This is a genomic window from Polynucleobacter sp. 78F-HAINBA, from assembly GCF_018882325.1.
Lineage (GTDB): Bacteria > Pseudomonadota > Gammaproteobacteria > Burkholderiales > Burkholderiaceae > Polynucleobacter.
This window is the reverse complement of record NZ_JACVOQ010000001.1, coordinates 371,610-396,272: the sequence shown is the minus strand read 5'-3', so window position 1 is coordinate 396,272 and position 24,663 is coordinate 371,610. Positions and strand designations below refer to the sequence as shown.

The window sequence follows — 24,663 nt, the reverse complement described above, 5'->3', positions numbered from 1 at the left end:
TGCTAACTGATTTAGAAAAATAAGAATTAGGAGAGAGTTATGTTGAATTGGGAAGAAGAAGTTGCACCGGCACTAGCGAAAGCAGGTCTCGCGCAGCAACCAGTTGTGGCAGAGCTACAGCGCCCACAAGCAGATGAGGTTGCAATTGCCCCTCAAGTTGCTGCACCTGCAGCAGCTGCGAGTGCAGCTTTATCTGGTGGCGCAGCGTTGCGCGTCAACGCTGCTGATAAGCGTGTGATTAATGCCAAGACTGACGTAAATCAGTTGGTTCCATTTAAATATAAGTGGGCCTGGGAGAAGTATCTGGCTGGTTGTGCAAACCATTGGATGCCACAAGAGATCAATATGAATCGCGATATCGCGCTTTGGAAAGATCCGAATGGCTTAACTGAAGATGAGCGCCGCATCATTAAGCGCAATCTTGGTTTCTTCACTACAGCGGATTCTTTGGCGGCTAACAACATTGTTTTGGGTACTTATCGCCACATTACCGCCCCAGAATGCCGTCAATATCTATTGCGCCAGGCGTTTGAAGAGGCGATTCATACTCATGCATACCAATATATTGTGGAATCTTTGGGTTTGGATCAGAGCGAAATCTTTAATGCGTACAACGAAATTGAGTCTATTCGCGCCAAAGATCAGTTCTTAATTCCTTATATTGATGTGTTGACCAACCCAAATTTCAAAACTGGGACATTGGAAGCTGACCAAACATTACTGCGATCACTCATCGTTTTTGCTTGCGTGATGGAAGGTTTGTTCTTTTATGTTGGTTTTACGCAAATACTTGCAATGGGTCGTCAAAACAAAATGACGGGTGCTGCTGAGCAGTATCAATACATCCTTCGCGACGAGTCTATGCACTGCAATTTTGGTATTGATTTAATTAATCAAATCAAGCTGGAGAACCCGCAGTTATGGACTTCTGCGTTCAAAGACGAGATCAAATCTATCTTCGAAAAAGCAGTTGAATTAGAGTACCGTTATGCAGAGGATACGATGCCTCGTGGAGTACTCGGATTGAACGCGCCGATGTTCAAAGGGTACCTAAGATACATCTGTAATCGCAGATGTTTGCAAATAGGACTTGACGCAATGTTCCCAAATGAAGAGAATCCATTCCCATGGATGTCAGAAATGATTGATCTGAAAAAAGAGAGAAACTTTTTTGAGACACGCGTTATTGAGTATCAAACTGGCGGTGCGCTAAGTTGGGAATAAGTAGTTAATTAAAAAGCGCATAGCCGGCTAAATAGGAGATTAGACGGTTGGATAGTTTTAAAAGTCAGCAAAACCAGACTCAAATCCGAAAACCCTTGTCCAAGGGTGTCTGGGCTATTCTCTCTATTTTTTCCAGCAAATTTAAGAAGCCGTTGTCCTTTGGGGCCACGGCTTTTTTTCCAGGATTCATTAGCGTGCAGCACTTAGTATCAAGCCGCGCGCCGATGAATGGCTCGCTCGTCGGCTCCAAGCGGTTGCAAAACCAGGCGGAAATGAATAGGTCGGGTCTTCTTAATCGGTAGTTTGTATTAATCCTCACGTGAAGGAGCATTACTATGGCAATCGCCAAGAAAAAAGTTGCTGCAAAGAAACCAGCTGCAAAGAAAAAAGTAGCTGCAAAGAAGCCTGCTGCTAAAAAAGTAGCTAAGAAGAAGCCTGCTGCTAAGAAAGTAGCTGCTAAGAAGCCTGCTGCTAAAAAAGTAGCTAAGAAGAAGCCTGCTGCTAAGAAAGTTGCTCGCAAAGTAGCTGCTAAGAAGCCTGCTGCTAAGAAAGTAGCTAAAAAAGCTGTTGCTAAGAAGCCTGCTGCTAAGAAAGTAGCTAAAAAAGCTGTTGCTAAGAAGCCTGCTGCTAAAAAAGTAGCTCGTAAAGTAGCAAAAAAAAAGTAAGTAAGCCTGCTGCGAAGAAAGCGGGCAAAGCTGTAAAAAAGCCCGTGGCTAAAAAAGCTGCCGCTTCAACAACGTTGAATCCTGCTGCTGCTTGGCCCTTCCCAACTGGCACACGCCCATAAGCTTTGCTTGTAGACGTGTGAAGTTCAAAGGGATCTCTCACGAGATCCCTTTTTTATTGCTAATCCCAGGAATTATTGGGCTTAGAGTGCAAATCCAAACGCGGATTTGAATTGAGCGGCGATTTCATCTTTGCTCATTTGGTGATTCTGTGGTCCCTGGTGGGCAATTTTGATTGAACCCATTAGGCTGGCAAGTCGGCCAGTGGTTTCCCAGTCCATGCCATTTTCCAATCCAAATAGCAGTCCACCCCGGAATGCATCGCCACAACCAGTCGGATCAATCACTTTTGCTGCTGGCACCGGCGGAATTGCGATGCATTTGCCATCAAAGTAAATATCCGCGCCTTCAGCACCCTTGGTAACAATCAGTGCTTTCACTCTTTCGGCTACTTTTGCCAAGCTCAGCCCTGTTCTTTGGGAAAGCATTTCGCCTTCGTAGTCATTCACGGCAAGGTAGCTTGCAATATCTACGAGTTCTAGCAGTTCTGGACCATTGAACATGGGCAAACCCTGGCCTGGATCAAATACAAATGGAATGCCTGCTTCAGCCAGTTGGTGACAGTGCTCCCACATTCCTTGGCGACCATCTGGAGCAACGATGCCAAACTTGGCTGCGCCCTTGGCATTCTTGCTACGCTCGGCAACCACGGTAGAAACTTGGTTTAGGTGGGATTCACCCATTGCGCCAGGATGAAACGCGGTAATTTGATTATTGGCTTGATCGGTAGTGATCATTGCCTGCGCAGTGAATGCTTGTTCAATTTCACGGATGTGCGTTGCATCAATCTTGAGTTGTTTGAGGCGATCAAGATATGGCGCTGCATCACCGCCTACCGTTGCCATGATGATGGGGTCGCCACCAAGAAGGCTTAGGTTGTAAGCAATATTGCCTGCACAGCCACCGAATTCACGGCGCATTGTAGGGACGAGGAAAGCGACGTTGAGGATATGAATCTGCTCTGGCAGGATTTGATCGGCAAATTTGCCTTCAAAGTTCATGATGGTGTCGTAAGCGATGGAACCGCAGATCAAGCTGGCCATAAATAATTACTTTCTAATAAAAATCAATTGGAATAGGTGTGAATTAGAGTTTGCAGTCTATTTTTCAGGGTAAAAAATTCTGACACGATAGCCAGCAGCATTTTGCGGGAGGGAAATCGGTAACGTGGACGCAAAGATTTCACCGGAGGGAGCGCCATGACGCAAAAAATCCGGATGCGACTCTTGCCAAGCAGTTGGCAACCATTCTTGTGGAGAAAATTGAATCGTTTTAATCTCCGATTCTTCTGCATCAGTGAGAGAAATTTCTAAATTTGGAAATAAAACGGGTATTGCAAGACGATTTTGTATTTCAACTTGCAACACTGATTGATTTAAAGCGTTTTTAAGGCCCTCTCGCGCGTTTTCAGGTGAAAGGGTGACCGATATTATTTTCCAAGCTGCAAAATCGCTTACAGAACGATTTACGCACCCTAGTGCACGACACAATTGCTCATCTAACTTCTGTAAAAGAGAAAAACTACTTGTTGCAATCGCAGAAGAGCTGCCATCCACGCGCGTTGCTAGTGTTGGCAGTAAAGAATTTCTAGAAAGATGCTCGCCAAAAATAATGAGCAAGAGGAAAAAAAGACCAAGAAGGATTAATTTAGGGCTTTTTTTTTGAGCCGGCACCGAAGTGTCTGTGGTTTTGACGTTAGCGCTCGATTTCTCACCTTGCGCAGGTAGCGTGCCATGCAAGCAGACCCAGCCTTCACTTTCTTTCCAAACGGAAAGAGTTAACCACTGGCTATAAGTTGCGATAACTTCCTCTGCTTGGCGAGCAAGAACACCTGAGAGAACAATTTTTCCCCCTGGACGCATCTTGTTTACCAAGGCAGGCGCTAAAACTTGTAGTGGATTGGCTAAAATATTAGCCATCACGATGTCGTATTTGGTTTCTGCAGCAAGTTCTGGCGCATTTTCATTTGGCAGAACAAAGCGAATGGTCGTATTGTTGATTTCTGCATTGCTGCGAGCTGCAACCATGGCTTGTGGATCGATATCGGTACCTACAACTGGTTTGCATCCCAGTTTCGCAGCGGCAATAGCCAGAATTCCGGATCCACAACCGTAATCGAGCAAACTTTGATTCGCAAGCTGTGTATTTTGTTCAAGCCAAAGTAGGCAAAGGTGCGTAGTAGGGTGACTGCCGGTACCAAATGCGAGACCTGGGTCGACTGCTAGGCAAATAGCATTCGGGTCGGTAGGCGCTTCATGCCAAGAGGGCACTACCCAAATACGCTCACCAATTTGAATTGGGGCGAATTGACTTTGCGTTAGGCGAACCCAGTCTTGTTCCTCAACAATCTTTTCTTGCGGAGTTTGAAGATTGAACCCCGCCTCTTTGAGGGATGCGAGGAGCTCGGAGATGAAGTTCACCGCATCCGACTCATCAATCTCTGGATTAAAGAGCGCAGTTACTGAAGAACGATCCCACGCTTGAACTTCAGGTGAGAGTCCTGGCTCGCCATAAAGCGGGTTTTCATCGTAACCACCAGCAGCATCATCTTCAACAGTGACGGAGAGTGCGCCCACTTCCAGCAATGCGTCACCTAAAGGCTCGGCAATTTCTGCTGGTACCGTGAAAACGAGTTCACGATAGGACATGCTTACTCCAAATGGGCATCAATTGACTTAAGACTTCGGGTTGCCACGACTGGCGGCTTGCTCTTCGAGGCGATGCTCTAAGTAGTGAATACTGGTTCCGCCTTCCATGAAGTTCGGATCGAGCATCAACTCACGATGAAGGGGCACGTTGGTTGTAATGCCATCAATCACCATTTCAGAAAGCGCAATTTGCATACGACGAATCGCTTGTTCGCGAGTATTGCCGTAAGAAATCAGCTTGCCAATCATCGAATCGTAATTGGATGGCACAACATAACCACTGTAGGCATGTGAGTCGACACGAATTCCAGGGCCGCCTGGCATGTGGAACGAGCCAATTTTGCCTGGGCTTGGTGTGAACTTAAACGGATCTTCTGCATTCAGGCGACATTCAATGGCGTGACCACGGAAAACAATGTCTTTCTGGCGATAACTGAGTTTTAAGCCTGCAGCAATTCGAATTTGCTCTTGAACGATATCAACACCAGTAATCATTTCAGTGACTGGGTGCTCTACTTGAACGCGGGTATTCATCTCAATAAAGAAGAATTCGCCATCTTCGTATAAGAATTCGAAAGTACCAGCACCACGGTAACCAATTTTTCTACAGGCTTCTGCACAGCGTTCGCCAATCTTCGCAATCAAACGACGATCAATGCCTGGTGCTGGAGCTTCTTCAATCACTTTTTGGTGGCGACGTTGCATTGAGCAATCACGCTCGCCCAGCCAAATGGCATTGCCATGGGTGTCAGCCAAAATCTGGATCTCTACGTGGCGAGGTTTCTCAAGAAACTTCTCCATATAGACTTCTGGGTTACCAAAAGCGCGACCAGCTTCTTCTTTGGTCATATTGACCGCATTCAGAAGGGCGGCTTCGGTATGCACTACGCGCATACCGCGACCGCCACCACCACCGGCAGCTTTGATGATGACCGGATAGCCCACCTTTTTTGCCGTAGTAATAATTTCTTTTGGATTGTCAGGCAATGCGCCTTCAGATCCAGGAACGCAAGGCACGCCCGCTTTAATCATGGCGCGCTTGGCTGAAACTTTATCGCCCATCAGGCGAATTGAAGCGGCAGTAGGGCCAATGAATGCAAAACCGGATTTCTCAACACGCTCAGCAAAGTCGGCATTCTCAGAGAGAAAGCCATAGCCTGGATGGATAGCTTCAGCATCAGTCACTTCTGCTGCTGAAATGATGGCAGGCATATTGAGGTAGCTCAGTGGTGATGGAGCAGGCCCAATGCAGACGGCTTCGTCTGCAAGCTTCACGTATTTAGCTTCTTTGTCTGCGGTCGAATAGACCACTACAGTTTTAATTCCCAACTCGCGACATGCGCGTTGGATACGGAGAGCAATTTCTCCGCGATTGGCAATCAGAATCTTATCGAACATGTCGGCTCTGAGTTAAGTAACGGTGGATTGGAATAGATCTAAGAGAGATCTATTAAGCGATGATGAATAGCGGCTGGTCAAATTCAACACCTTGACCGTTTTCACACAGAATTTGCTTAATGACACCAGCTTGTTCGGATTCGATCTCATTGAGAAGCTTCATCGCTTCAATAATGCACAGCGTTTGACCAACTTTGATCGTATCGCCGACTTTGACAAAGTCTGGAGACTCTGGATTTGGCGCGCGATAGAAAGTTCCCACCATTGGTGAGCGAGCTACAAAACCAGTTTCAGCAGGCGCTTCTTCGGCGGCTGGTGCGGCAACAGCTGGCGCAGCTGCGGGAGCGGCTTGCATTGCCTGAGCCGGTGCTGGATTGGCGTAAACCACTTGACCAGCAGGAGCTGGAGATCCGGCATTCACAATGCGAACACGATCTTCACCTTCATTCACTTCTAGTTCAGAAATTCCTGATTCAGAAACGAGGTCGATTAGGGTTTTTAGTTTTCTCAAGTCCATGGAAAGGCTTCCTCTCTTGTAATTCTTAATTAATCTTTATTTTTGTAAACGTGCAATTGCTGCTTGTAAGGCCAGTTCATATCCAATCGCTCCTAGTCCGCAGATCACACCAGTGGCGATATCTGATAGAAAGGAATGTTTGCGGAATTCTTCACGCTGATGAATATTGGATAGGTGCACTTCTGTGAATGGGATAGCAACCCCAGCCAGGGCATCACGTAAGGCAACGCTAGTATGGGTAAAGGCGCCTGGATTAATGATGATGAAATCCACCCCATCTTGTTTAGCTTTTTGAACTCGGTCAATCAGCTCGCCTTCATGATTGCTTTGAAAGGTAGATAGATCGACTGAGTGCGACTTGGCAATTGCGCCAAGCTTTGTATGAATATCTTCTAGGGTAGTTTTACCGTAAACCTCTGGCTCACGGGTGCCCAACAGATTGAGGTTGGGGCCTTGGATAACGAGAATTGAAGTATTTTTCGACATAAATCGATATTTTTAGAGGAAGTTAAGTTTAATTACGTTAATAAAGCATTTCTCTAAAACCGCTTACTTCATGAAGAATCCTCTTCACCAAGCACAGGGAAAGTATACCCCCAGAATCTACTGGAAAGTCCAAAAAATGGGGGATAAATTAGCTATTTTTTATGATTTTAAGAGCAGATATTGCAAAATTCAGGTAAAGAATGCCCCATTCTTGACCACATGATAGCCATTCAATAGTTCTTAAAAATCCTTATAAAGCTGATTTAATCTCTTTTCTGAGCTCTTCTTCGCTTATCTTCCCTAACATACTGCTAGTGGACTTACCTTGAGCATTAATGATGATGGTGTAGGGAAGGGCTCCCTGGCTATTCCCCATTTGCTTGGATAAATTACTGCCTTCTAGTCCGCCAATCACGATGGGGTAAGAAACTGGGGTTTTTTCTAGGAATTCGCGAATATTAGAGGGGGAATCGATACCGATGCCGACAAATAAGACATTTTGAGTCTTAAATTCTGCTTGTAATTTGTCCAAAGTCGGCATTTCTTCGACGCAAGGTGGGCACCAGGAGGCCCAAAAGTTCACCACGAGGACTTTTCCTCGCCATTGTTCGGTATCAGCTGATTTTCCATCGGGCGTTTGCCATGGGTTGGCAAAAAAGGCATTGATAGCGGGATCACTTGCAAGACCTGTTTTGTAAATCCATTGCGAAGTCAGGACCCCAGCAAGGAGCGCTGCGAGACTAATCGCGATGATGCTAATCCACTGTCTTCGATTCATTGCTACTCCTTAGCTAAAATTCCCCAATGCATATTCATATCTTGGGCATTTGCGGTACTTTCATGGGCGGCATTGCCGCAATCGCTCGGCAGGCCGGACATCGCGTAACTGGCTGTGATGCCAACGTGTATCCACCAATGAGCACTCAGCTTGAGGCGCAGGGCATTGAGCTCATCGAGGGATTCTCGCCCGACCAATTATTACAGTTTGAGACGATGCCGGATTTATTTGTCATCGGCAACGTCGTTTCTCGTGGCAATCCGCTGATGGAGGCCATTCTTAATCAAGGGCTTCCTTACACATCTGGACCACAGTGGTTGGGCGAACAAGTTCTGTTTAGTCGACATGTTTTGGCTGTTGCTGGCACTCACGGTAAAACAACCACCTCTGCAATGCTGGCTTGGATTTTAGAATTTAATGATTACAAGCCGGGCTACTTAATTGGTGGAGTGCCATTGAATTTCACGGTATCCGCTCACTTAGGCGAGAGTAAGTACTTTGTGATTGAAGCAGATGAATATGACACAGCGTTTTTTGATAAACGCAGTAAGTTTGTTCACTATCGTCCGCGTACTGCTTTGTTAAATAATCTCGAGTTTGATCACGCCGATATCTTTGCTGATCTTGCCGCAATCGAAACACAGTTTCATCATTTGGTGCGCACGGTGCCGGGCAACGGTCTCGTTGTGGTGAATGGTGAAGAACCTGCACTAGAGAGAGTCATCGCACGAGGTGCTTGGGCACCTGTTGAAAAGTTTGGCCAAGATAAAAATAATGCCTGGTCTTTAATTTCTCAAGCGGCGGATGGCTTTATCGTTTTGCATGATGGCAAAGAAGTTGCAACAGTCGCTTGGGCCCCAGACTCTGGTGTCATGGGTCGTCATAATCAGCTCAATGCATTAGCGGCGATTGCCTCAGCTAATCACATTGGCATTTCACCGACCGATGCAGCGCGTGCACTTGCCGAGTTTAAGAATGTGAAACGACGTTTAGAAACAATTGGTGTCGCAAATGGGGTGACGGTCTACGATGATTTTGCGCATCACCCTACAGCAATTATTACGACGGTAGATGGTTTACGTCGCCGTGTAGGACAATCTCGCATTTTGGCAGTCTTGGAGCCCCGTTCTAATACGATGAAACTCGGCGTCATGAAAGCACAACTACCAAATAGCTTGGAGGCAGCTGATCAAATTTTTGCTTATGGTGCCAGCACTGGTAAAGATTCTTTGGGCTGGGATTTAAATGAGGTCTTAGCCCCATTAAATGCCAAAGTAAAAGATCGTGCCTTAGCGTTTGATGATTTAAGTGCTCTGGTAAATGCGGTGTCGAAAGAGGCTAAGCCTGGCGATCACATTTTGGTGATGAGTAATGGCGGTTTTGGTGGCGTGCATCAAAAAATATTGACTGCAATACAAGAGAAAGCAAAGTAATGAGTATGAGACTGAAAGATAAAGTAGCCATCATTACTGGAGCCGCAAAGGGGATTGGTTTCGCAACGGCAAAGCGCTTTGCGCAAGAGGGCGCGAAGGTCATGATTGCGGATGTGAATCCCGAGGCGGTTAAGTCTGCAGTTGATCTTATTCCAGGTTCAGAAGCCCATGTGATGAATGTGACTGATCGTGCGAGCGTTGAAGCGGCTGTTGATCAAATCATGCAGCGTCACGGGCGTATTGATATCTTGATTAACAATGCTGGCATCACCCAAGATGCACGCTTAGTCAAAATGACCGAAGCGCAATTTGATTCAGTGATTGATGTCAATTTGAAGGGTGTTTTTAACTGCACGCAGTTGGTAGTGCCGCACATGTTAGAGGCCGGTAAAGGTGCTGTTGTCAACGCTTCGAGCGTTGTTGGAATTTACGGAAATTTTGGCCAGACAAATTATTCTGCCACGAAATTTGGTGTGATTGGTTTCACTAAAACCTGGGCGCGAGAATTGGGTGCAAAAGGCATTCGGGTAAACGCCGTTTGCCCAGGCTTTATTGCTACTGAGATGGTTAAAGCCATGCCAGAAAACATTCTGAAAGATATTGAAAGGCGCAGCTGGCTTGGTCGCTTAGGTACTCCAGAAGAAATGGCAAATGTGTATTTATTCTTGGCTAGCGATGAAGCTAGTTATGTCAATGGCATAGCGCTTGAGGCCAGCGGCGGGATCTCACTCTAAGTATGCATCTTTTATATGAAGAGGGTGGCGACATCAAGGTCGCCACAGTCCAGTCCGCCTCCGGCGCAGGAGATGCTGAGTCATGGCAAGCAACCAGCCTTTCTGGCAAAAAAATTAAGTTAAAGGCGAAAGAAGTTTGGCTTCGTTTTGAAAAGCCAGAGCCACAAGCTTTAATGGATGAAGCTAGTGCTCTATCTAAAGAGATTGATCTGCAATTTTTATGGGACTGTGCACCAGATGAAGAATTTGGTTTGGTGGATGTTGCTCAAGAATACTTTGGTGCGCAAGCCAGCATTCCACAGCAGACTGCATTAGCCATTGCTCTGCAGGGCGCGCCAGTATTTTTTCGTCGCAAAGGGCGGGGGCGTTTTCAAAGGGCGCCGCTGGAGCAATTGCAGGCTGGTTTAGCAGCGCTTGAGCGTAAGCAAAAAGAGCTGGAGCAGCAAGCCGCTTGGCAAAAAGAGCTTGTAGCTGGCGTCTTTCCAGAAATGCTCAAGTCTCAAGCAAATCAACTTTTGTTTTCTCCGGATAAGAACACCTCTGCTTACAAGGCATTGATTGCTGCTTGTACTGAGTCGGGGGAATCGCCTGCCCAATTGATGATCCGCTGTGGTGCGATTGATTCACCTTTGCAATATCACCAGGGCATGTTCTTAAAGGCGCATTTTCCTCAGGGTGCTGCACATGACCGAAGTTTGATGGTTGATCAAGCCGCATTAGATGCTGCTATTGCAGAATTACCTCTGGCTGAAGTGACTGCGTTCTCGATTGACGATTCAGGTACTACTGAAATTGATGACGCCTTATCGGTCACTTCGCTTGAGGGTGGCGGACATCGTATTGGTATTCATATTGCAGCGCCTGGTTTTGTGATTGGTAAGGATGATGCTTTAGATAAGGTAGCGCGTACGCGGATGTCTACGGTGTACTTCCCTGGCGACAAGATTACGATGTTGCCCGACACAGTGATTTCGCAGTTCTCATTGGATGAGGGTGCCGCTCGCCCAGCTTTATCGATTTATGTAGATATCGATTCCGCTGGAGTGGTGGAGAGAGATTCCTTGCAGTTGCGCGCTGAGATGGTTCCGATGGGAGCAAATCTGCGCTTAGAGAATTTGGAGCATCTGGTAACAGAGGAAAGTTTGGCTGATGAATCAGCTGAATATTCGTATCGTCAGGAGCTCAGCGTTTTGTGGGGTGCGGCAAAGTTATTGCATGCAGGTCGCCAGGAGCAACGAGTAGCTAATGGATTACGCGCCGAGCAACTAGGGGTCTTAGATCCCAATGCTTTGGCGAGAGACTTCCATTTTCAAATCAAAGAAGTGGATGGTTCACAGCGGGTAGACATTACTCCGCGCCAGCGCGGTTCAATCCTGGATACCATCGTTGCTGAGTGGATGATTTATTGCAACAGTGCTTCAGGACGTTTGTTGGCAGATCATGGGATACCTGGTTTGTTCCGAACTCAAAAGGGCTGGGGCCCTTTGCGTACTCGTATGCAGACAACCCCTGGTCCGCATGAAGGCTTAGGCTTGGAGTATTACGCTTGGTGTACATCGCCCTTGCGCCGCTATTCAGACTTGGTGAATCAGTGGCAGTTGATTGCGATAGCCAAGCATGGCATTACTGCCAAGATGGTGGCGCCATTCCCGCCGCGAGATGCTGCTTTGATGGGTATCGCTGCTGACTTCGAAGCTTGCTATTCAGCCTATGGTGAATACCAGGATCGCCTTGAGAAATATTGGTGCTTGCGCTGGGTTGCTCAGGATGAGGTGCCTAAGCAAGTCTTTGTGAGACATCTCAAAGAAGGCATGTCCCGGGTTGAGCCCATTCCATTGCATTTACCGGTCCCAGAGTTGGCTACGCATCCTCGTATGACTCGAGCTGAAGTCAGTATTGCTGACGTAGATCTTTTGCAACTGACTGCAGGAGTGCGAGTTCTTCATATAGAAACTCCAGAAGTTCCTGAGAGTGATGCAAGTCCCACCTAAACTCGCTCAATTAGTAGAGCGCTTAGATGGTAGTTGGCGCCGCTACCCATTTGGCTATGCATTGGGCCTCTCTATTCTGGCTCACTTGATCTTCTTATCATTTCGCTGGGGTATTGGTGAAATAGAAAATCGCCGTTTAAATACGCCACTCAGCGTTGTCTTGGTCAACGCTAGTAATCAGGTGGCACCTAAGCAGGCCAATAAATTAGCTCAAGCGGATCTGCATGGAGGCGGCAATACCTCCAATCAAGATGCTAGCGCACTCCATCGCGCAAGACTCGGTGCAGATGCCCGTCTCGAAGTTTTAGAGAAGCAGCAAAAGCAAATGCTGGCAAAGCTCGAAGCAGATCGAGCAATGTCAGGTGGTCGTAAAAGTGGGGATGAGCAAAAAGCCGCATCGCAACTGAACTCCTTAGAGGCCGAGTTAGCAAAGCGTTTACAGGCCAATGGTCGCGAGCCTCGTCGTAAAGTCTTGACTGGAGCTAGTACGAAAGCGGTTGTATTTGCACAGTATTACGATGCAATGCGTCAAAAGATAGAGGCCTATGGGAGTGCATTTTTCCCGCGAGCCAACGGACGTCCCTTGTATGGGAGTTTGGTAATTGTGGTGAGTGTTGATGCTCAAGGACGTATTGCGAATAATGCACAGGGTAAAGATGGATTAAGTATTGGGCGTAGCTCTGGCAATCCTGAGTTAGATCGCCAGGCCTTGGCAATTGTTCGAGCTTCTGCTCCCTTTGGAGTTTTTCCTGTAGAAATGCGTAATCAGATTGATATCTTGGATTGGGTTTCCACTTTTGATTTCACAAGAGATGGATCTGATCGCCTAGATTTGCGCCCTTAATTCAGACATGCGTTACACAATTTCGCTTATCCTGTACCCAATATGAGTCAAGCCACTTCTACTGAGTTGCATACCGACCCCACCCAATTCCCTGGTGTGGATGTCTATGCGGTTGCGGGTCATCCGATCTCACACAGTAAATCACCTGCTATTCATAAACGCTTTGCTGAGCAGTCAAATCAAAAAATGCACTACGGTCGTTTGCAGCCTGCCCTTGATGATTTTAAAACTGCTGCGCAATCTTTCTTTGCTGCTGGCGGCAAAGGCATGAATGTCACCGTACCATTTAAGTTAGATGCTCAGACTCTTGCGGACGTATTAACGCCGCGTGCACAGCTTGCTGGTGCTGTAAATACTTTGCGCATTGAAGATGGAAAAATCTTTGGTGACAATACCGATGGCGCTGGTTTAGTCAGAGACCTATTGGCGCAGGGTATTCAGATTAAAGGCTCTCGAATTCTATTGTTGGGAGCGGGTGGTGCGTCGCGCGGAGTGCTGAGCCCATTGCTAGAGCAGTCGCCGAAAGAATTAATGATTGCCAATCGATCCAATACTAAGGCTGATGAATTGGTTCAATTGTTTGGTCGCTTGGCTAGCTCACTGGGTGTTGCACTACAAGCGGTTTCTTTAAGTGATCTTGAAGATGCTAGTAAGACTACATCTCCTTTTGATCTCATTATTAATGCCACTGCTGCCGGCCTATCCGATGTATCACCGATTGGCGATGCGGCAGCAAGCAATATCTTTATCCCAAAATCTTTCGCCTACGATATGGTCTATGGCAAAGTTACTGCCTTTATGCAGCAAGCATTAAATCGAGGTGCTCGCGTCAGCGATGGCTTGGGCATGCTGGTAGAGCAGGCTGCTGACGCCTTCTTAATTTGGCGTGGTGCCGAGCTTGCTAATGCGATCGATCCTCGCGCTGTATTAACAGAACTTCGTCATTCCTAGTTTCTAGCTGAGCTTTGATGCGCTGGCTTTCTTATCTTCTGAAATGTTTGTTAGGCGGTTTTCTTGCCATGCAAATGTACTTTGTCATTCAGATTGGGTTGTGGGTGGTGCTGGACCCCAGTAGCACTGCTTTTCAGAGGGCTGAGCGCTGGCGCCTTTGCGGCCTGTCCTGGTCTTGCCCAGTGCAGTCAAGTTGGGTTCCTTACGACAAAATCTCTGGCAATCTTAAGCGTGCGGTCTTGGTGAGTGAAGACGATATCTTTTTTCAGCACATGGGTGTGCGAGTAGAGGATATGCAAAAAGCATGGGCTAAAAATTCACAGCTCAGTCAACAGGGCGGTAAATCCAAAACTGCTTTACGTGGTGGTTCCACAATTACACAGCAACTAGCAAAAAATCTCTTTCTCTCATCTGAGCAGAATTATTTTCGCAAAGCGCAGGAGCTGATTATTACTGGCCTGCTTGAGGTAATGCTAACCAAGCAGAGGTTGTTCGAGATTTATCTAAATTCAGTAGAGTGGGGTGAAGGTATTTTTGGAATTGGTGCGGCTTCTCAACATTACTATGGAGTAAAGCCGGCAGCACTTGATCGTGAGCAGGCAGCTGCCTTAGCCTCTGCATTGCCAGCACCGAAATGTTTCGACAAAGCGCAGTATTGCCGTAAGTCCAATATTCATTTCCCTACGCGGCAAGACTTTATTTTGGAAAACATGGATAGAGTGGCTTTAGCACCCACTCCAAAACCAAAGGCGCGTTAGATTTGCTGTAACCCAACCCAATTTCTTTTTATTTGATAGCCGCAGCTCTTAATGCATCTCTCGTGGTGATGGCTACTTTTCTGGCTGCCTCAGCAAAATCATTGCCTGAGCTCGCGTACAGGATTGCTCTGGAAGAGTTAATCATCATGCCGCTACCTGGTTTATTCGGGATACTGCCAGCCTTAACAGTGGCATCGATATCTCCGCCCTGAGCGCCAATACCTGGAATGAGCAAAGGCATCTCGCCCACAATCGCTCGGACCTTGGCAATTTCGTCGGGGAAGGTTGCACCAACCACTAAGCTGATTTGGCCAGAGGCATTCCACTGTTGTGCAGCTAGTTTGGCGACATGCAGGTAAAGTGGCTCGCCCTTGGGTGACACATTCAGAAACTGAAGATCAGAACCTCCAGGATTTGAGGTGCGACATAAAACAATCACACCCTTGCCAGCGTGTTTTAGATAGGGGTCGATGGTGTCAAAGCCCATGTAAGGGTTCACGGTCACCGCATCTGCACCGTAGCGCTCAAAAGCCTCTAAGGCATAGTGATCTGCTGTACTGCCGATATCACCACGCTTGGAGTCCAAGATAACGGGGATATGGGGGTATTTATCTTTGAGGTAGCGAGTGAGTTTTTCTAGTTGAGCTTCAGCTCTTTGGGATGCGAAGTAAGCAAACTGGGGCTTAAAGGAGCAGGCGGTATCCGCAGTGGCATCAGCAATCTCGCGGCAGAACTCAAAAATCCCTTCAGGCTTACCCTGAAATACGGCGGGCAAGCGCTTGGGATCTGGATCGAAGCCCACACACAACATGCTGCCTTGGGAAGCCCATGCAGACTGGAGTTGTTGGGTAAAGGTATTTGGGCTGGAGTTCATTAGGATTAACTTATTTTAGTGAAACTGTCATGATCTATAGGATAAACTAGCGACCATTCCTTAGGAGTTCACCATGATCAACTTGTTCGTCCTGCAAAATGGCCGCCTCTCTCAAGAGCAAGTGGAAGATCGCAATGAATTGTTGCAATACTCCAACCCTATCTGGATTGACGTTGTTGATCCAGAAGAAGAAGAGCTCCTGTGGATTAAAGAGGCTTTTGGCGTTCTTTTGCCTGAATTGGATGATTTGGGCGACTTAGAGGCTTCTGCGCGCTATTTCGAGGCTGATGACGGCCACCTCCACATTCGTACCGATTTCTTATTGGACGAAGAAGAAACTTCTCGCAACGTGCGAGTTGCTTTCGTGATGACCAAGCAAGTTTTGTTCTCTATTCATGATGAAGATTTACCGGTCTTCCGTTTGGTGCGTTTGCGTGCGCGTTTGCGCCCAGGCTCAGTGAGTAACGCGAAAGATGTTTTGCTCGATCTGTATTCCACTGATGCTGAGTATTCTGCCGATGCTTTGGAGGAGGTTTATGAAAACCTCGAGCAAGCAGGCAAGCGCGTTCTGCAAGATGACATTACCGATAACGATGCAGAAGAAGTACTCGAAACCATTGCCAAGGAAGAAGATACCAACGGACGCATTCGTCGTAATGTGATGGATACCCGTCGTGCACTATCTTTCTTAATGCGCAGCAAATTATTGTCTGATGAGCAGCAAGAAGAGGCGCGTCAGATTTTGCGAGACATTGATTCACTAGAAAACCATACTGCGTTCTTGTTCGACAAGATTAACTTCTTGATGGATGCGACGGTCGGTTTTATTAATTTGAATCAAAGTAAGATCATCAAGATCTTCTCGGTGGTATCTGTTGCCTTAATGCCACCTACTTTATTGGCGAGCGTATGGGGTATGAACTTCCGCTACATGCCTGAGCTAGAGCAGACTTGGGGTTATCCGGTTGCCATTATTTCTATGGTGATTTCAGCGATGATTCCATTGGGCTACTTCCGCCACAAGGGCTGGCTAAGCTCACGCTAATTCTGTAGTACTGCCTTATTAGGCGTTTTTAGGTTTAAGAATTTCCAGAAATTGCGAGAGTGCAAAATCACGCGCTTGTTCTCGTACGATTTGACGATCACCCTTGAAATGCTTGGTCATTGTGGCGGTATTGATTACATCAATTCCAGTGGGCTCTTTAATTGTCCAGCCAAAGCAGACCGTACCAACCGGTTTTTCAGGTGAACCACCTGTTGGGCCAGCGATGCCAGTAATGGAGATGGCGGCATTAACGTTCGCATTGTGTAGAGCGCCCTCAGCCATTGCTTTAGCAACGGGTTCACTCACTGCTCCAAAGGATTCAAGCGTTTCTACTGGAACATTTAGGCATTCAGATTTCGCAGCATTGCTATAGGTGATGTAGCCTCTCTCAAGCCAATCACTAGAGCCTGCTAAATCCGTCAGAGTGGCGCAGACAAGACCGCCAGTACAGGATTCAGCCAAGGCAATCTTCCAGCCTCGATTGATTAGTGTCAGCGCTACAGCTCTCGCTAATTCATGCTGGGGATCATTATTATTTTTCATGAGATGTAGCTCAATCCAATATGCAAGAGCGTGATGGTGAGTAAAGTGAAAAATGCTGCAGCCAAATCATCGGCAATGATTCCGAAGCCGCGCCAAAGCATTAAACCAAAATTGGATGGAGAGGAATGATCACCGCCTTCTAAATGTTTAAAGTGTCGATCAATTATTCCGATCGGACCTGGCTTGACGGCATCAAAAAATCGGAAGAGTGCAAATGCCACAATTTGCACCCATAGGCTTGCCGGCATGATGAAGACCAACACGAGCCAAAAAGCGACAACTTCATCCCACACAATTCCACCAAAATCTTTTTTTCCTAACTCTTCGCTGACTTGTCCGCAGATCCAGCAACCCACTAGAACTCCCATACCAATGATCCATAACCATGCTTGGGTAGATAAAAAATACTCGCCTATCAAGAATGCAGCCCAGGCCCACAGAGTTCCCGCGGTACCCGGTGCAAATGGCGCCAGGCCACTGCCCATACCGAAGGCAAGGGCGCGACTAGGTTTACTAAAGACCCACTTAAAGCTGGGGGTCAATATGGGGGCGCTTGGCGAATTGGTTTGGGTATTCATGCAAAGTGGTCAAAAGATTTCAGGAGTAAATCCGATTCTTGAATGTTTAATGCTTTTCCATCGCTATCGATGATGCGTATCTCGGGTGTTGAGTGTTGCATAGATTTGATGCTGCCAATTTGAGTCAGCGGAAGATGGAGATCGGCACTAATTTTGGCAATCACATCCCTTTTGCTGCTTAGTGCGGTAAAGCACAGCTCGTAATCATCTCCACCACGCGCAGCATATTGATTTTGGATGGCTTGCGATTGCTTGAGTAGCGCACTGGATTTTGGAATTCTGTCTAAAAAGATTTCTGCATCTTTGCCTGATTGCTTCAGGGTATGCCTCAGGTCACCCAATAGGCCATCAGAGACATCTAAAGCCGAATTAGCAACACCTCTCAAGGCAAGACCTAAATTCACTCTTGGGGTGGGTTGATGCATTCGTGCCTCAATGTCCGCTAAATCTTCTTTTGACAATTCAATTTCATGACGCAGTGCAGCAAGAGTAAGTCTGGCATCACCAACAAATCCGGATACCCAAATGTCATCACCCGCTAATGCCCCCGATCTACGAATGGCTTTATCTTTCGGAATGCTGCCAAAGGCGGTGATGCAAATATTGAGTGGGCCAGCAGTCGTGTCACCGCCAATAAGTGGGCAAGAAAATTGATTGGCAATTGCAAATAAACCCTTGCTAAAGGCTTCTAACCATGCTGAATTAGGCTCTGGCAATGCGAGTGCCAAAGTAAATCCGACCGGCTGAGCACCCATGGCCGCCAGGTCTGAGAGGTTGACTGCTAGGGCTTTCCAGCCGAGCCACTCAGGATTAGCGTCTGGAAAAAAATGCCGCCCAGAGACCAGCATATCGCTGGTGATCGCAATCTCGCCAGTAGGATCGGTTTTTAGTAGGGCGCAGTCATCTCCTATTCCCAGCTTTACTTGGCCGGGATTATTCGCAAGCATGAGATCTGACTGCGTTTTAAAAAAACGTTGAATCAGGTCAAATTCGCCGAGTGGGGAGGTTTGAGATTGCATGCCCCATTTTATGGCTCTTGGGACTCTTTCATCCGAGAGGAATAGAATTGGAAGCTTGAATACGTCTGATTGATGAGTGAACTGATGAGTAAACCAAGCAATAGCAGCAAAGAACAGCAAATAGCGGATTTAAGAGCAGCCGCTCTCCACTATCACGAGTTTCCTGTTCCAGGAAAAATCGAAATCGCCCCAACAAAGCAGTTAACCAATCAGCGAGACCTCGCATTGGCTTACACGCCTGGTGTTGCCGCAGCCTGCGAAGAGATTGCTAAAGATCCCGCTAATGCATTTCGCTACACAGCGCGTGGCAATTTAGTTGGTGTGATTACTAACGGAACTGCAGTCTTGGGCTTAGGAAATATTGGACCACTGGCAAGTAAGCCAGTGATGGAAGGTAAGGCAGTTCTTTTTAAGAAATTCGCTGGCATTGATGTGTTTGATATTGAAGTCAATGAAAACGATCCAGACAAATTAGTTGAAATTATTGCCGCACTTGAGCCGACTTTTGGTGGTATCAATTTAGAAGACATTAAAGCACCAGATTGTTTTGTAGTTGAGCGCAAGTTACAGGCGCGTATGAAGATCCCGGTCTTTCATGATGATCAACACGGAACTGCGATTGTGGTTGCCGCTGCGATTCTGAATGGCTTGAAAGTCGTTGGCAAAGATGTGAGTAATGTGAAATTAGTTACCTCGGGTGCTGGCGCTGCTGCATTAGCTTGCTTAGATCTATTAGTTGACCTGGGTATTCCACGTAAAAATATTTGGGTTACTGACTTAGCTGGTGTTGCCTATAAGGGCCGCAAAGAACTCATGGATCCAGAGAAGGAGCCGTTCTGCCAGGAGACAGATTTACGCACACTCGATCAAGCAATCGAAGGTGCGGATATTTTCTTGGGCCTATCTGCTGGCGGTGTATTGAAGCAAGATATGGTGAAGAAGATGGCGCCTAAGCCATTGGTCTATGCCTTGGCAAACCCAACCCCAGAGATTCTGCCTGAGGAAGTAAAAGAAGTTCGTCCTGATGCAGTGATGGCTACTGGCCGTACTGACTATCCAAACCAAGTTAATAACGTGTTGTGCTTTCCATTTATCTTCCGTGGTGCATTAGACGTTGGTGCAACCACTATTACACGTGGCATGGAAGTCGCAGCAGTTAAGGCTGTAGCTGAGCTAGCGCAAGCTGAGCAGAGCGAAGTAGTAACCTCTGTATACGGTATTGAAAATTTATCCTTTGGCCCAGAATATTTAATTCCGAAACCATTTGATCCACGTCTGATTACTGTCATCGCACCTGCGGTTGCTAAGGCGGCGATGGATGATGGTGTTGCTCAGCGTCCTATAAAAGACTTTGACGCTTACCGTAATCAGTTGCAACAATTTGTCTACCACTCTGGTACTTTGATGAAGCCACTGTTTAGCATTGCTAAACGTGTGCCTGCCGCACAAAAACGTATCGTGTTTGCCGAAGGCGAAGATGAGCGCGTATTACGTGCAGTACAAATCATTATTGATGAGCATTTAGCGACGCCAATTTTGATTGGTCGCCCAGCGGTGATCGAGCACCGCATTGGTAAATTTGGATTGCGTATTAAAGCTGGTGAAGATTTTGAGATTGTGAACCCAGAGAGTGATTCACGTTTCCGTGATTTCTGGCAAACCTATTTAGCTCTGACAGAACGTAAAGGCGTCACTGAATCTTTCGCCAAGTTAGAAATGCGTCGTCGTAATAGCTTAATTGGTTCAGTAATGATTGCCAAAGGCATGGCTGATGGCATGATTTGTGGAACCGTTGGCAACTTAGCAACGCATTTGAAATATGTTGATGAAGTAGTTGGTCGTGAACCTGGCGCCAATGTTTATGGCGCAATGTCTGGATTGATTTTGCCGGGACGCCAAGTATTTTTATTAGACACTCACGTCAATATCGATCCAACTGCAGAGCAATTAGCTGAATTGACCTTGATGGCTGCAAGTGAAATGCGGAAATTGGGTTTAGCGCCTAAGGTTGCACTCTTGTCGCACTCTAACTTTGGTTCAAGCAGCGCTCCATCCGCAGTCAAAATGCGTGAAGTCTTGGCTTTGATTCAAAAGGCAGACCCAACTCTCGAGGTTGATGGTGAAATGCATGGCGATAGCGCTTTGGATGAAACCATTCGCGCCAGTGCAGTTACTTCATCCCCTCTAAAAGGCGATGCTAACTTGTTGGTCCTGCCTAATATTGATGCCGCTAACATTTCTTATAACTTGTTGAAGACTGCTGCTGGTAATGGCATCGCAATCGGACCATTGCTCTTGGGCGCTGCTAAGCCGATTCATATTTTGACGCCATCAGCTACTGTGCGTCGTATCGTGAATGTCACTACTTTGGCAGTAGTTGAGGCAGCAAGTAATGCTAGGGGCGTAGTCTAAGAGGTAGAGGTGAGCTTATATTTATGTTAGTTAGCAATAACTAACATAAATAATTATTATATAAATCAATAGTTTATATAAAATGCACTGTAATTGGGCTTGATTTGATGGCGTGTTAAGGGTAACCTAGCACCCATCATGAATAATCGCTCTGAAAACGGCACTACAGTAGGCTTCGACGAACATAGTCGGGCTGAGAGTTGGGATAGTAACGATCGACTTGAAACTGAGTCATCTGCTGCCAACATCTATGCTGAGGGTGGTTTATCTCGTTTACAAACCTATGCAGCAAATCAAGTTTCGGGGAAAAAAGTGACAGCTTCTTGGCGTGCCGCTTTGGCCGTTCGCGATGCCGGACCGCCGGCAATGTTGCGCAGTGTGCGCCCTAATATCGTGCAATCTATTCGTGCTTTCCGCACGCCTGACCTTCAGGAAGCGGCTACAGAGCTTGGCCAACATTTCATTTATGCCAATTGTGCAAATGCAATGACTAAAGGCGAAGTGTTGGAGGCGATTGCAATTGCTTACACATTTACAAAGCAACAGGCGAAGAATTTTGATCCTTTGTTGGATGCTTTGACTACTACAGTGGATAAGTCGGGCCCACAACCTGGTTTCGTAGTGGTGCTCGAAGGTTTACCTTGCACACAGAAGTTTGACAAAGAAGCTCGTGAAACTTTGTTAGATGTTTTCCGCGATGCAGTGGATTTCTGGTCTGAGCGCCGCACTCCATATCGCGTATTCTACTCTTTTGCCTAATAACTGGATTGATAACTAGCTAGGCAGGTAAGTAGTACGGAAACACAGATCGCCTCTATTTGAGGCGATTTTGCATTTCTGGACCCCAAATACTGTGAACAGCAGTAATTGCCACAATTCCGGCAGTTTCGGTTCGTAGCACTCGATCACCCAATGAAACCAGTTGATAGCCAGCCGCTTGGGCTTGCGCTTCCTCGTCGGGAGAATGCCCCCCTTCAGGGCCGATCATCAAAATAACATCTTGAGGCGCTTCTTGAATCAGTACTGAATAGAGGCTTTTGTCAGTATCTGGGCTTAAAAGTAGTTTAAGTTTCTCTTTTTGTGGCTTTTGTAGATAACTTTCAAAATTCTGGATAGGTTCCACAGAAGCCAAAACTGTACGATCGCATTGTTCGCAAGCGGCTTGAACAATCCCCTGCCAGTGTAAAAGGCGTTTTTGAGCCCGATCGGCGTCACTAGGGCGCGTTAATTTGATGACCGAGCGCTCACATTGCAAGGGCGCAATGACCTGGGCGCCGGTCTCTATGGCTTTCTCCATCACCCAATCCATCTTGTCTCCTCCAGCCAGGCCTTGAGCCAGTGTGATGGCGTAGGGACTCTCTCGGTGTGTGTCTACGCGAATATCGCTTAATTCGGCTTCTCCAGACTTATTGCCTAGGGAGAGTAGTTTGGCTTTGGCAACTTGGCCTTTGCCATCAAATATGGGGAAGAATTCGCCGACTTGGATGCGGCGGACGCGCAAGTGATGTGCAAGCTCAGGAGTGAGGGTATTTGGCTTTTGGTTTTCCCATGGCCCGGGAAGATAAAATTGAGGCATTACTGAAATATAGCTAATTAATTCTCCAGAGACCAAATTTACGATGTCAAACCTTCAAATTCGTATGGCCAACGCCATTCGCGCTTTATCCATGGATGCAGTTCAACAAGCCAATTCGGGTCATCCTGGAATGCCAATGGGTATGGCTGATATTGCAGTCGGTCTTTGGAATGAGCATCTACAACATAACCCAACAGATCCGCATTGGATGAATCGCGATCGATTTGTTTTATCTAATGGCCACGGTTCGATGTTGCTGTATTCACTTTTACATCTCACAGGTTACGACTTACCAATGAGTGAGTTGAAGAATTTCCGTCAGCTACACAGTAAAACTGCGGGTCATCCTGAGTATGGAATTACTCCTGGCGTAGAGACAACTACTGGTCCTTTAGGCCAAGGTATTTCCAATGCAGTGGGTATGGCGCTGGCTGAAAAATTATTGGCGCAAGAATTTAATCGTCCGGGTCATGACATTGTTGATCACTACACCTATGTATTTTTAGGTGATGGTTGTTTGATGGAAGGCATTAGTCATGAGGTCTGTTCATTGGCTGGCACGCTCAAGCTCAACAAGTTAATTGCGCTGTGGGATGACAACGGTATCTCGATTGATGGCAAAGTCGTTTCTTGGTTTAACGAAGATACGCCAAAACGTTTTGAGGCATATGGTTGGAATGTGATTCGTGATGTTGATGGTCATGATGCTGAGGCAGTGTCTAGTGCAATTGCTCAAGCCAAGAAAAGTGACAAACCTACCTTGATTTGTTGCAAGACAGCGATTGGCCAGGGCTCGCCAAATATGGCTGGTAGCGACAAGGTCCATGGCTCACCTTTAGGCGCAGCTGAAATTGCCGCAACCCGGGTTGCTTTGAACTGGCCGTATGCGCCATTTGAAATTCCAAAAGATATTTATGAAGCCTGGGATTTCAAGAAGCGCGGACAAGCTGCAGAGCATGAGTGGAATAAAGAATTCCAAGCCTATAGAAATAAATATCCAGAACTGGCTTCTGAGTTGCAGCGTCGTATGCAAGGTGAGCTGTCTAAAGACTTCTCCAAGACTTTGGATGCATATTTAAAGACATGTGAAACCAAAGCAGAAACCATTGCTACTCGTAAGGCAAGTCAAAATGCCATCGAAGCATTAGCACCTGCTTTGCCAGAATTTATGGGTGGCTCTGCCGACTTAACGGGTTCTAATTTAACCAACTGGTCTTCATGCAAAGCTGTGCGTGCTGATCAGTGGGGCAACCATATTAACTATGGTGTGCGCGAGTTTGGTATGAGTGCCATCATGAACGGTATCGCTTTGCATGGTGGGTACATTCCATTTGGCGGCACATTCTTAACTTTCTCTGATTACAGTCGCAATGCATTGCGCATGGCGGCATTGATGAAGTTACGTAGCATCTTTGTCTTTACCCATGACTCGATTGGTTTGGGTGAGGATGGTCCTACGCATCAATCTGTTGAGCATGTAGCGAGCCTGCGATTGATTCCGAATTTAATGGTTTGGCGTCCATGCGATACCACTGAGAGTGCGGTTGCATGGGGTGCTGCGATTGAACGTAAGCATGGTCCAAGCGCTTTGATCTTCAGTCGTCAAAACTGCCCATTTGTGTCTCGCAATAGCCAACAAGTAAAAGATATTGCGCGCGGTGGATATGTATTGCGTGATCCAAAGAAGTCGAAGATCGATGCAGTGATTATTGCTACGGGATCTGAGATTGCTTTAGCGTTGCAAACTGCTGAGCGTTTAGAGGGTGAAGGTTTTGGAATCCGCGTAGTGTCGATTCCATCAACGACCGTATTTGATCAACAAGATGCTGCTTATAAAGCAAAGGTTTTGCCGGCTGACGTTCCGCGCATTGCTGTTGAAGCAGGTGTGAGTGATTTCTGGTGGAAGTACGGTTGTGCAGCAGTGCATGGTGTTGATACCTTTGGTGAATCAGCCCCAGCACCGGTGCTCTATGAATACTTTGGTTTAACAGTCGATCAGATTGCTAAAACCGTGAAGCAATGCATCGCAAAGAAATAGACAAGACAAGAAGCAAAGCTTTTATTTAAGA

22 protein-coding genes and 2 pseudogenes are annotated in these 24,663 nt (G+C 46.8%); 12 read left to right on the top strand and 12 right to left on the bottom strand.

The annotated features are described in order from the left end of the window. Window positions 1-39 precede the first annotated feature (39 nt). Window positions 40-1,224: a ribonucleotide-diphosphate reductase subunit beta gene (locus ICN11_RS02015; RefSeq protein WP_216228890.1), complete on the top strand. Its 1,185-nt coding sequence runs from the start codon at window positions 40-42 to the stop codon at window positions 1,222-1,224. A 335-nt stretch (window positions 1,225-1,559) separates the two neighbouring features. Then, window positions 1,560-2,011, top strand: a pseudogene (locus ICN11_RS02010) (histone H1-like DNA-binding protein). An 81-nt stretch (window positions 2,012-2,092) separates the two neighbouring features. On the opposite strand, the gene ICN11_RS02005 reads toward ICN11_RS02010, so the two are convergent. The 7 genes and pseudogenes from ICN11_RS02005 to ICN11_RS01980 all read right to left on the bottom strand — a co-directional run bounded on the left by ICN11_RS02005 (window position 2,093) and on the right by ICN11_RS01980 (window position 7,836). Then, complete coding sequence (locus ICN11_RS02005; protein WP_216228889.1) at window positions 2,093-3,052, bottom strand: carbohydrate kinase family protein; 960 nt, start codon at window positions 3,050-3,052, stop codon at window positions 2,093-2,095. 57 nt (window positions 3,053-3,109) lie between these two features. Continuing rightward, a complete protein-coding gene (locus tag ICN11_RS10695) occupies window positions 3,110-3,565 on the bottom strand; it encodes a DUF3426 domain-containing protein (RefSeq protein ID WP_370623585.1) in 456 nt (151 codons plus the stop codon). 171 nt (window positions 3,566-3,736) lie between these two features. Then, window positions 3,737-4,657: pseudogene (prmA, locus tag ICN11_RS10690) on the bottom strand (50S ribosomal protein L11 methyltransferase); the annotation flags it as partial. Between the two features lie 27 nt (window positions 4,658-4,684). Next, entirely contained in the window at window positions 4,685-6,055 is a 1,371-nt protein-coding gene (accC, locus tag ICN11_RS01995) for an acetyl-CoA carboxylase biotin carboxylase subunit (protein WP_015420389.1), read from the bottom strand. 52 nt (window positions 6,056-6,107) lie between these two features. Further along, a complete protein-coding gene (accB, locus tag ICN11_RS01990; protein WP_216228887.1) occupies window positions 6,108-6,572 on the bottom strand; it encodes an acetyl-CoA carboxylase biotin carboxyl carrier protein in 465 nt (154 codons plus the stop codon). A gap of 36 nt (window positions 6,573-6,608) precedes the next feature. Next, on the bottom strand, window positions 6,609-7,058 hold the full coding sequence (aroQ, locus tag ICN11_RS01985) for a type II 3-dehydroquinate dehydratase (RefSeq protein ID WP_216228886.1): 450 nt from the start codon (window positions 7,056-7,058) through the stop codon (window positions 6,609-6,611). Between the two features lie 250 nt (window positions 7,059-7,308). After that, the gene (locus ICN11_RS01980) at window positions 7,309-7,836 is read right to left on the bottom strand and encodes a TlpA disulfide reductase family protein (RefSeq protein ID WP_216228885.1); all 528 of its coding nucleotides are present in this window, start codon (window positions 7,834-7,836) and stop codon (window positions 7,309-7,311) included. Window positions 7,837-7,862: 26 nt separating this feature from the next. Here ICN11_RS01980 and mpl point away from each other — a divergent pair, with 26 nt between their 5' ends. Genes mpl through mtgA form a run of 6 tightly spaced genes read left to right on the top strand, consistent with a single transcriptional unit; the run spans window position 7,863 to window position 14,547 of the window. Continuing rightward, a complete protein-coding gene (mpl, locus tag ICN11_RS01975; RefSeq protein ID WP_216228884.1) occupies window positions 7,863-9,269 on the top strand; it encodes a UDP-N-acetylmuramate:L-alanyl-gamma-D-glutamyl-meso-diaminopimelate ligase in 1,407 nt (468 codons plus the stop codon). 5 nt (window positions 9,270-9,274) lie between these two features. Then, window positions 9,275-10,003 carry a 3-oxoacyl-ACP reductase FabG gene (gene fabG / locus ICN11_RS01970; RefSeq protein ID WP_216228931.1) on the top strand — a complete coding sequence of 243 codons (729 nt, stop codon included), beginning with the start codon at window positions 9,275-9,277 and terminating at the stop codon, window positions 10,001-10,003. A 2-nt stretch (window positions 10,004-10,005) separates the two neighbouring features. Next, window positions 10,006-11,994 carry a ribonuclease catalytic domain-containing protein gene (locus ICN11_RS01965; protein WP_216228883.1) on the top strand — a complete coding sequence of 663 codons (1,989 nt, stop codon included), beginning with the start codon at window positions 10,006-10,008 and terminating at the stop codon, window positions 11,992-11,994. Further along, window positions 11,978-12,838, top strand: coding sequence for an energy transducer TonB (locus tag ICN11_RS01960; RefSeq protein WP_216228882.1), 861 nt, complete (start codon window positions 11,978-11,980; stop codon window positions 12,836-12,838). Before ICN11_RS01965 ends, ICN11_RS01960 begins: the two co-directional genes overlap by 17 nt. A 42-nt stretch (window positions 12,839-12,880) precedes the next feature. Then, the gene (gene aroE, locus ICN11_RS01955; protein ID WP_216228881.1) at window positions 12,881-13,789 is read left to right on the top strand and encodes a shikimate dehydrogenase; all 909 of its coding nucleotides are present in this window, start codon (window positions 12,881-12,883) and stop codon (window positions 13,787-13,789) included. A gap of 17 nt (window positions 13,790-13,806) precedes the next feature. After that, window positions 13,807-14,547, top strand: a complete 741-nt coding sequence (gene mtgA, locus ICN11_RS01950) for a monofunctional biosynthetic peptidoglycan transglycosylase (RefSeq protein ID WP_216228880.1) — start codon at window positions 13,807-13,809, stop codon at window positions 14,545-14,547. 28 nt (window positions 14,548-14,575) lie between these two features. Here mtgA and pyrF read toward each other — a convergent pair whose 3' ends face one another. Further along, window positions 14,576-15,421 (bottom strand): orotidine-5'-phosphate decarboxylase, encoded by an 846-nt coding sequence (pyrF, locus tag ICN11_RS01945; RefSeq protein ID WP_015420399.1) that lies wholly within the window; start codon window positions 15,419-15,421, stop codon window positions 14,576-14,578. Between the two features lie 73 nt (window positions 15,422-15,494). Here pyrF and corA point away from each other — a divergent pair, with 73 nt between their 5' ends. After that, the gene (gene corA / locus ICN11_RS01940; RefSeq protein ID WP_015420400.1) at window positions 15,495-16,466 is read left to right on the top strand and encodes a magnesium/cobalt transporter CorA; all 972 of its coding nucleotides are present in this window, start codon (window positions 15,495-15,497) and stop codon (window positions 16,464-16,466) included. 18 nt (window positions 16,467-16,484) lie between these two features. Here corA and ICN11_RS01935 read toward each other — a convergent pair whose 3' ends face one another. From ICN11_RS01935 to thiL, 3 genes are read right to left on the bottom strand one after another with little or no spacing between them, the layout of a single operon-like run. Then, the gene (locus ICN11_RS01935) at window positions 16,485-17,009 is read right to left on the bottom strand and encodes a CinA family protein (protein ID WP_216228879.1); all 525 of its coding nucleotides are present in this window, start codon (window positions 17,007-17,009) and stop codon (window positions 16,485-16,487) included. Beyond that, window positions 17,006-17,587 (bottom strand): phosphatidylglycerophosphatase A, encoded by a 582-nt coding sequence (locus tag ICN11_RS01930; RefSeq protein WP_216228878.1) that lies wholly within the window; start codon window positions 17,585-17,587, stop codon window positions 17,006-17,008. Before ICN11_RS01930 ends, ICN11_RS01935 begins: the two co-directional genes overlap by 4 nt. After that, a complete protein-coding gene (gene thiL / locus ICN11_RS01925; RefSeq protein ID WP_216228877.1) occupies window positions 17,584-18,606 on the bottom strand; it encodes a thiamine-phosphate kinase in 1,023 nt (340 codons plus the stop codon). Before thiL ends, ICN11_RS01930 begins: the two co-directional genes overlap by 4 nt. Window positions 18,607-18,690: 84 nt before the next feature. Between thiL and ICN11_RS01920 the strand changes: the two genes are divergently transcribed. Then, window positions 18,691-21,018 (top strand): NADP-dependent malic enzyme, encoded by a 2,328-nt coding sequence (locus ICN11_RS01920; protein ID WP_216228876.1) that lies wholly within the window; start codon window positions 18,691-18,693, stop codon window positions 21,016-21,018. A 138-nt stretch (window positions 21,019-21,156) separates the two neighbouring features. Continuing rightward, window positions 21,157-21,777, top strand: coding sequence for a barstar family protein (locus ICN11_RS01915; RefSeq protein ID WP_015420405.1), 621 nt, complete (start codon window positions 21,157-21,159; stop codon window positions 21,775-21,777). Window positions 21,778-21,832: 55 nt separating this feature from the next. On the opposite strand, the gene ICN11_RS01910 is transcribed toward ICN11_RS01915, so the two are convergent. After that, entirely contained in the window at window positions 21,833-22,594 is a 762-nt protein-coding gene (locus ICN11_RS01910; RefSeq protein ID WP_216228875.1) for a 16S rRNA (uracil(1498)-N(3))-methyltransferase, read from the bottom strand. 43 nt (window positions 22,595-22,637) lie between these two features. Between ICN11_RS01910 and tkt the strand changes: the two genes are divergently transcribed. Further along, window positions 22,638-24,632, top strand: coding sequence for a transketolase (tkt, locus tag ICN11_RS01905; RefSeq protein ID WP_015420407.1), 1,995 nt, complete (start codon window positions 22,638-22,640; stop codon window positions 24,630-24,632). Window positions 24,633-24,663: the final 31 nt, after the last annotated feature.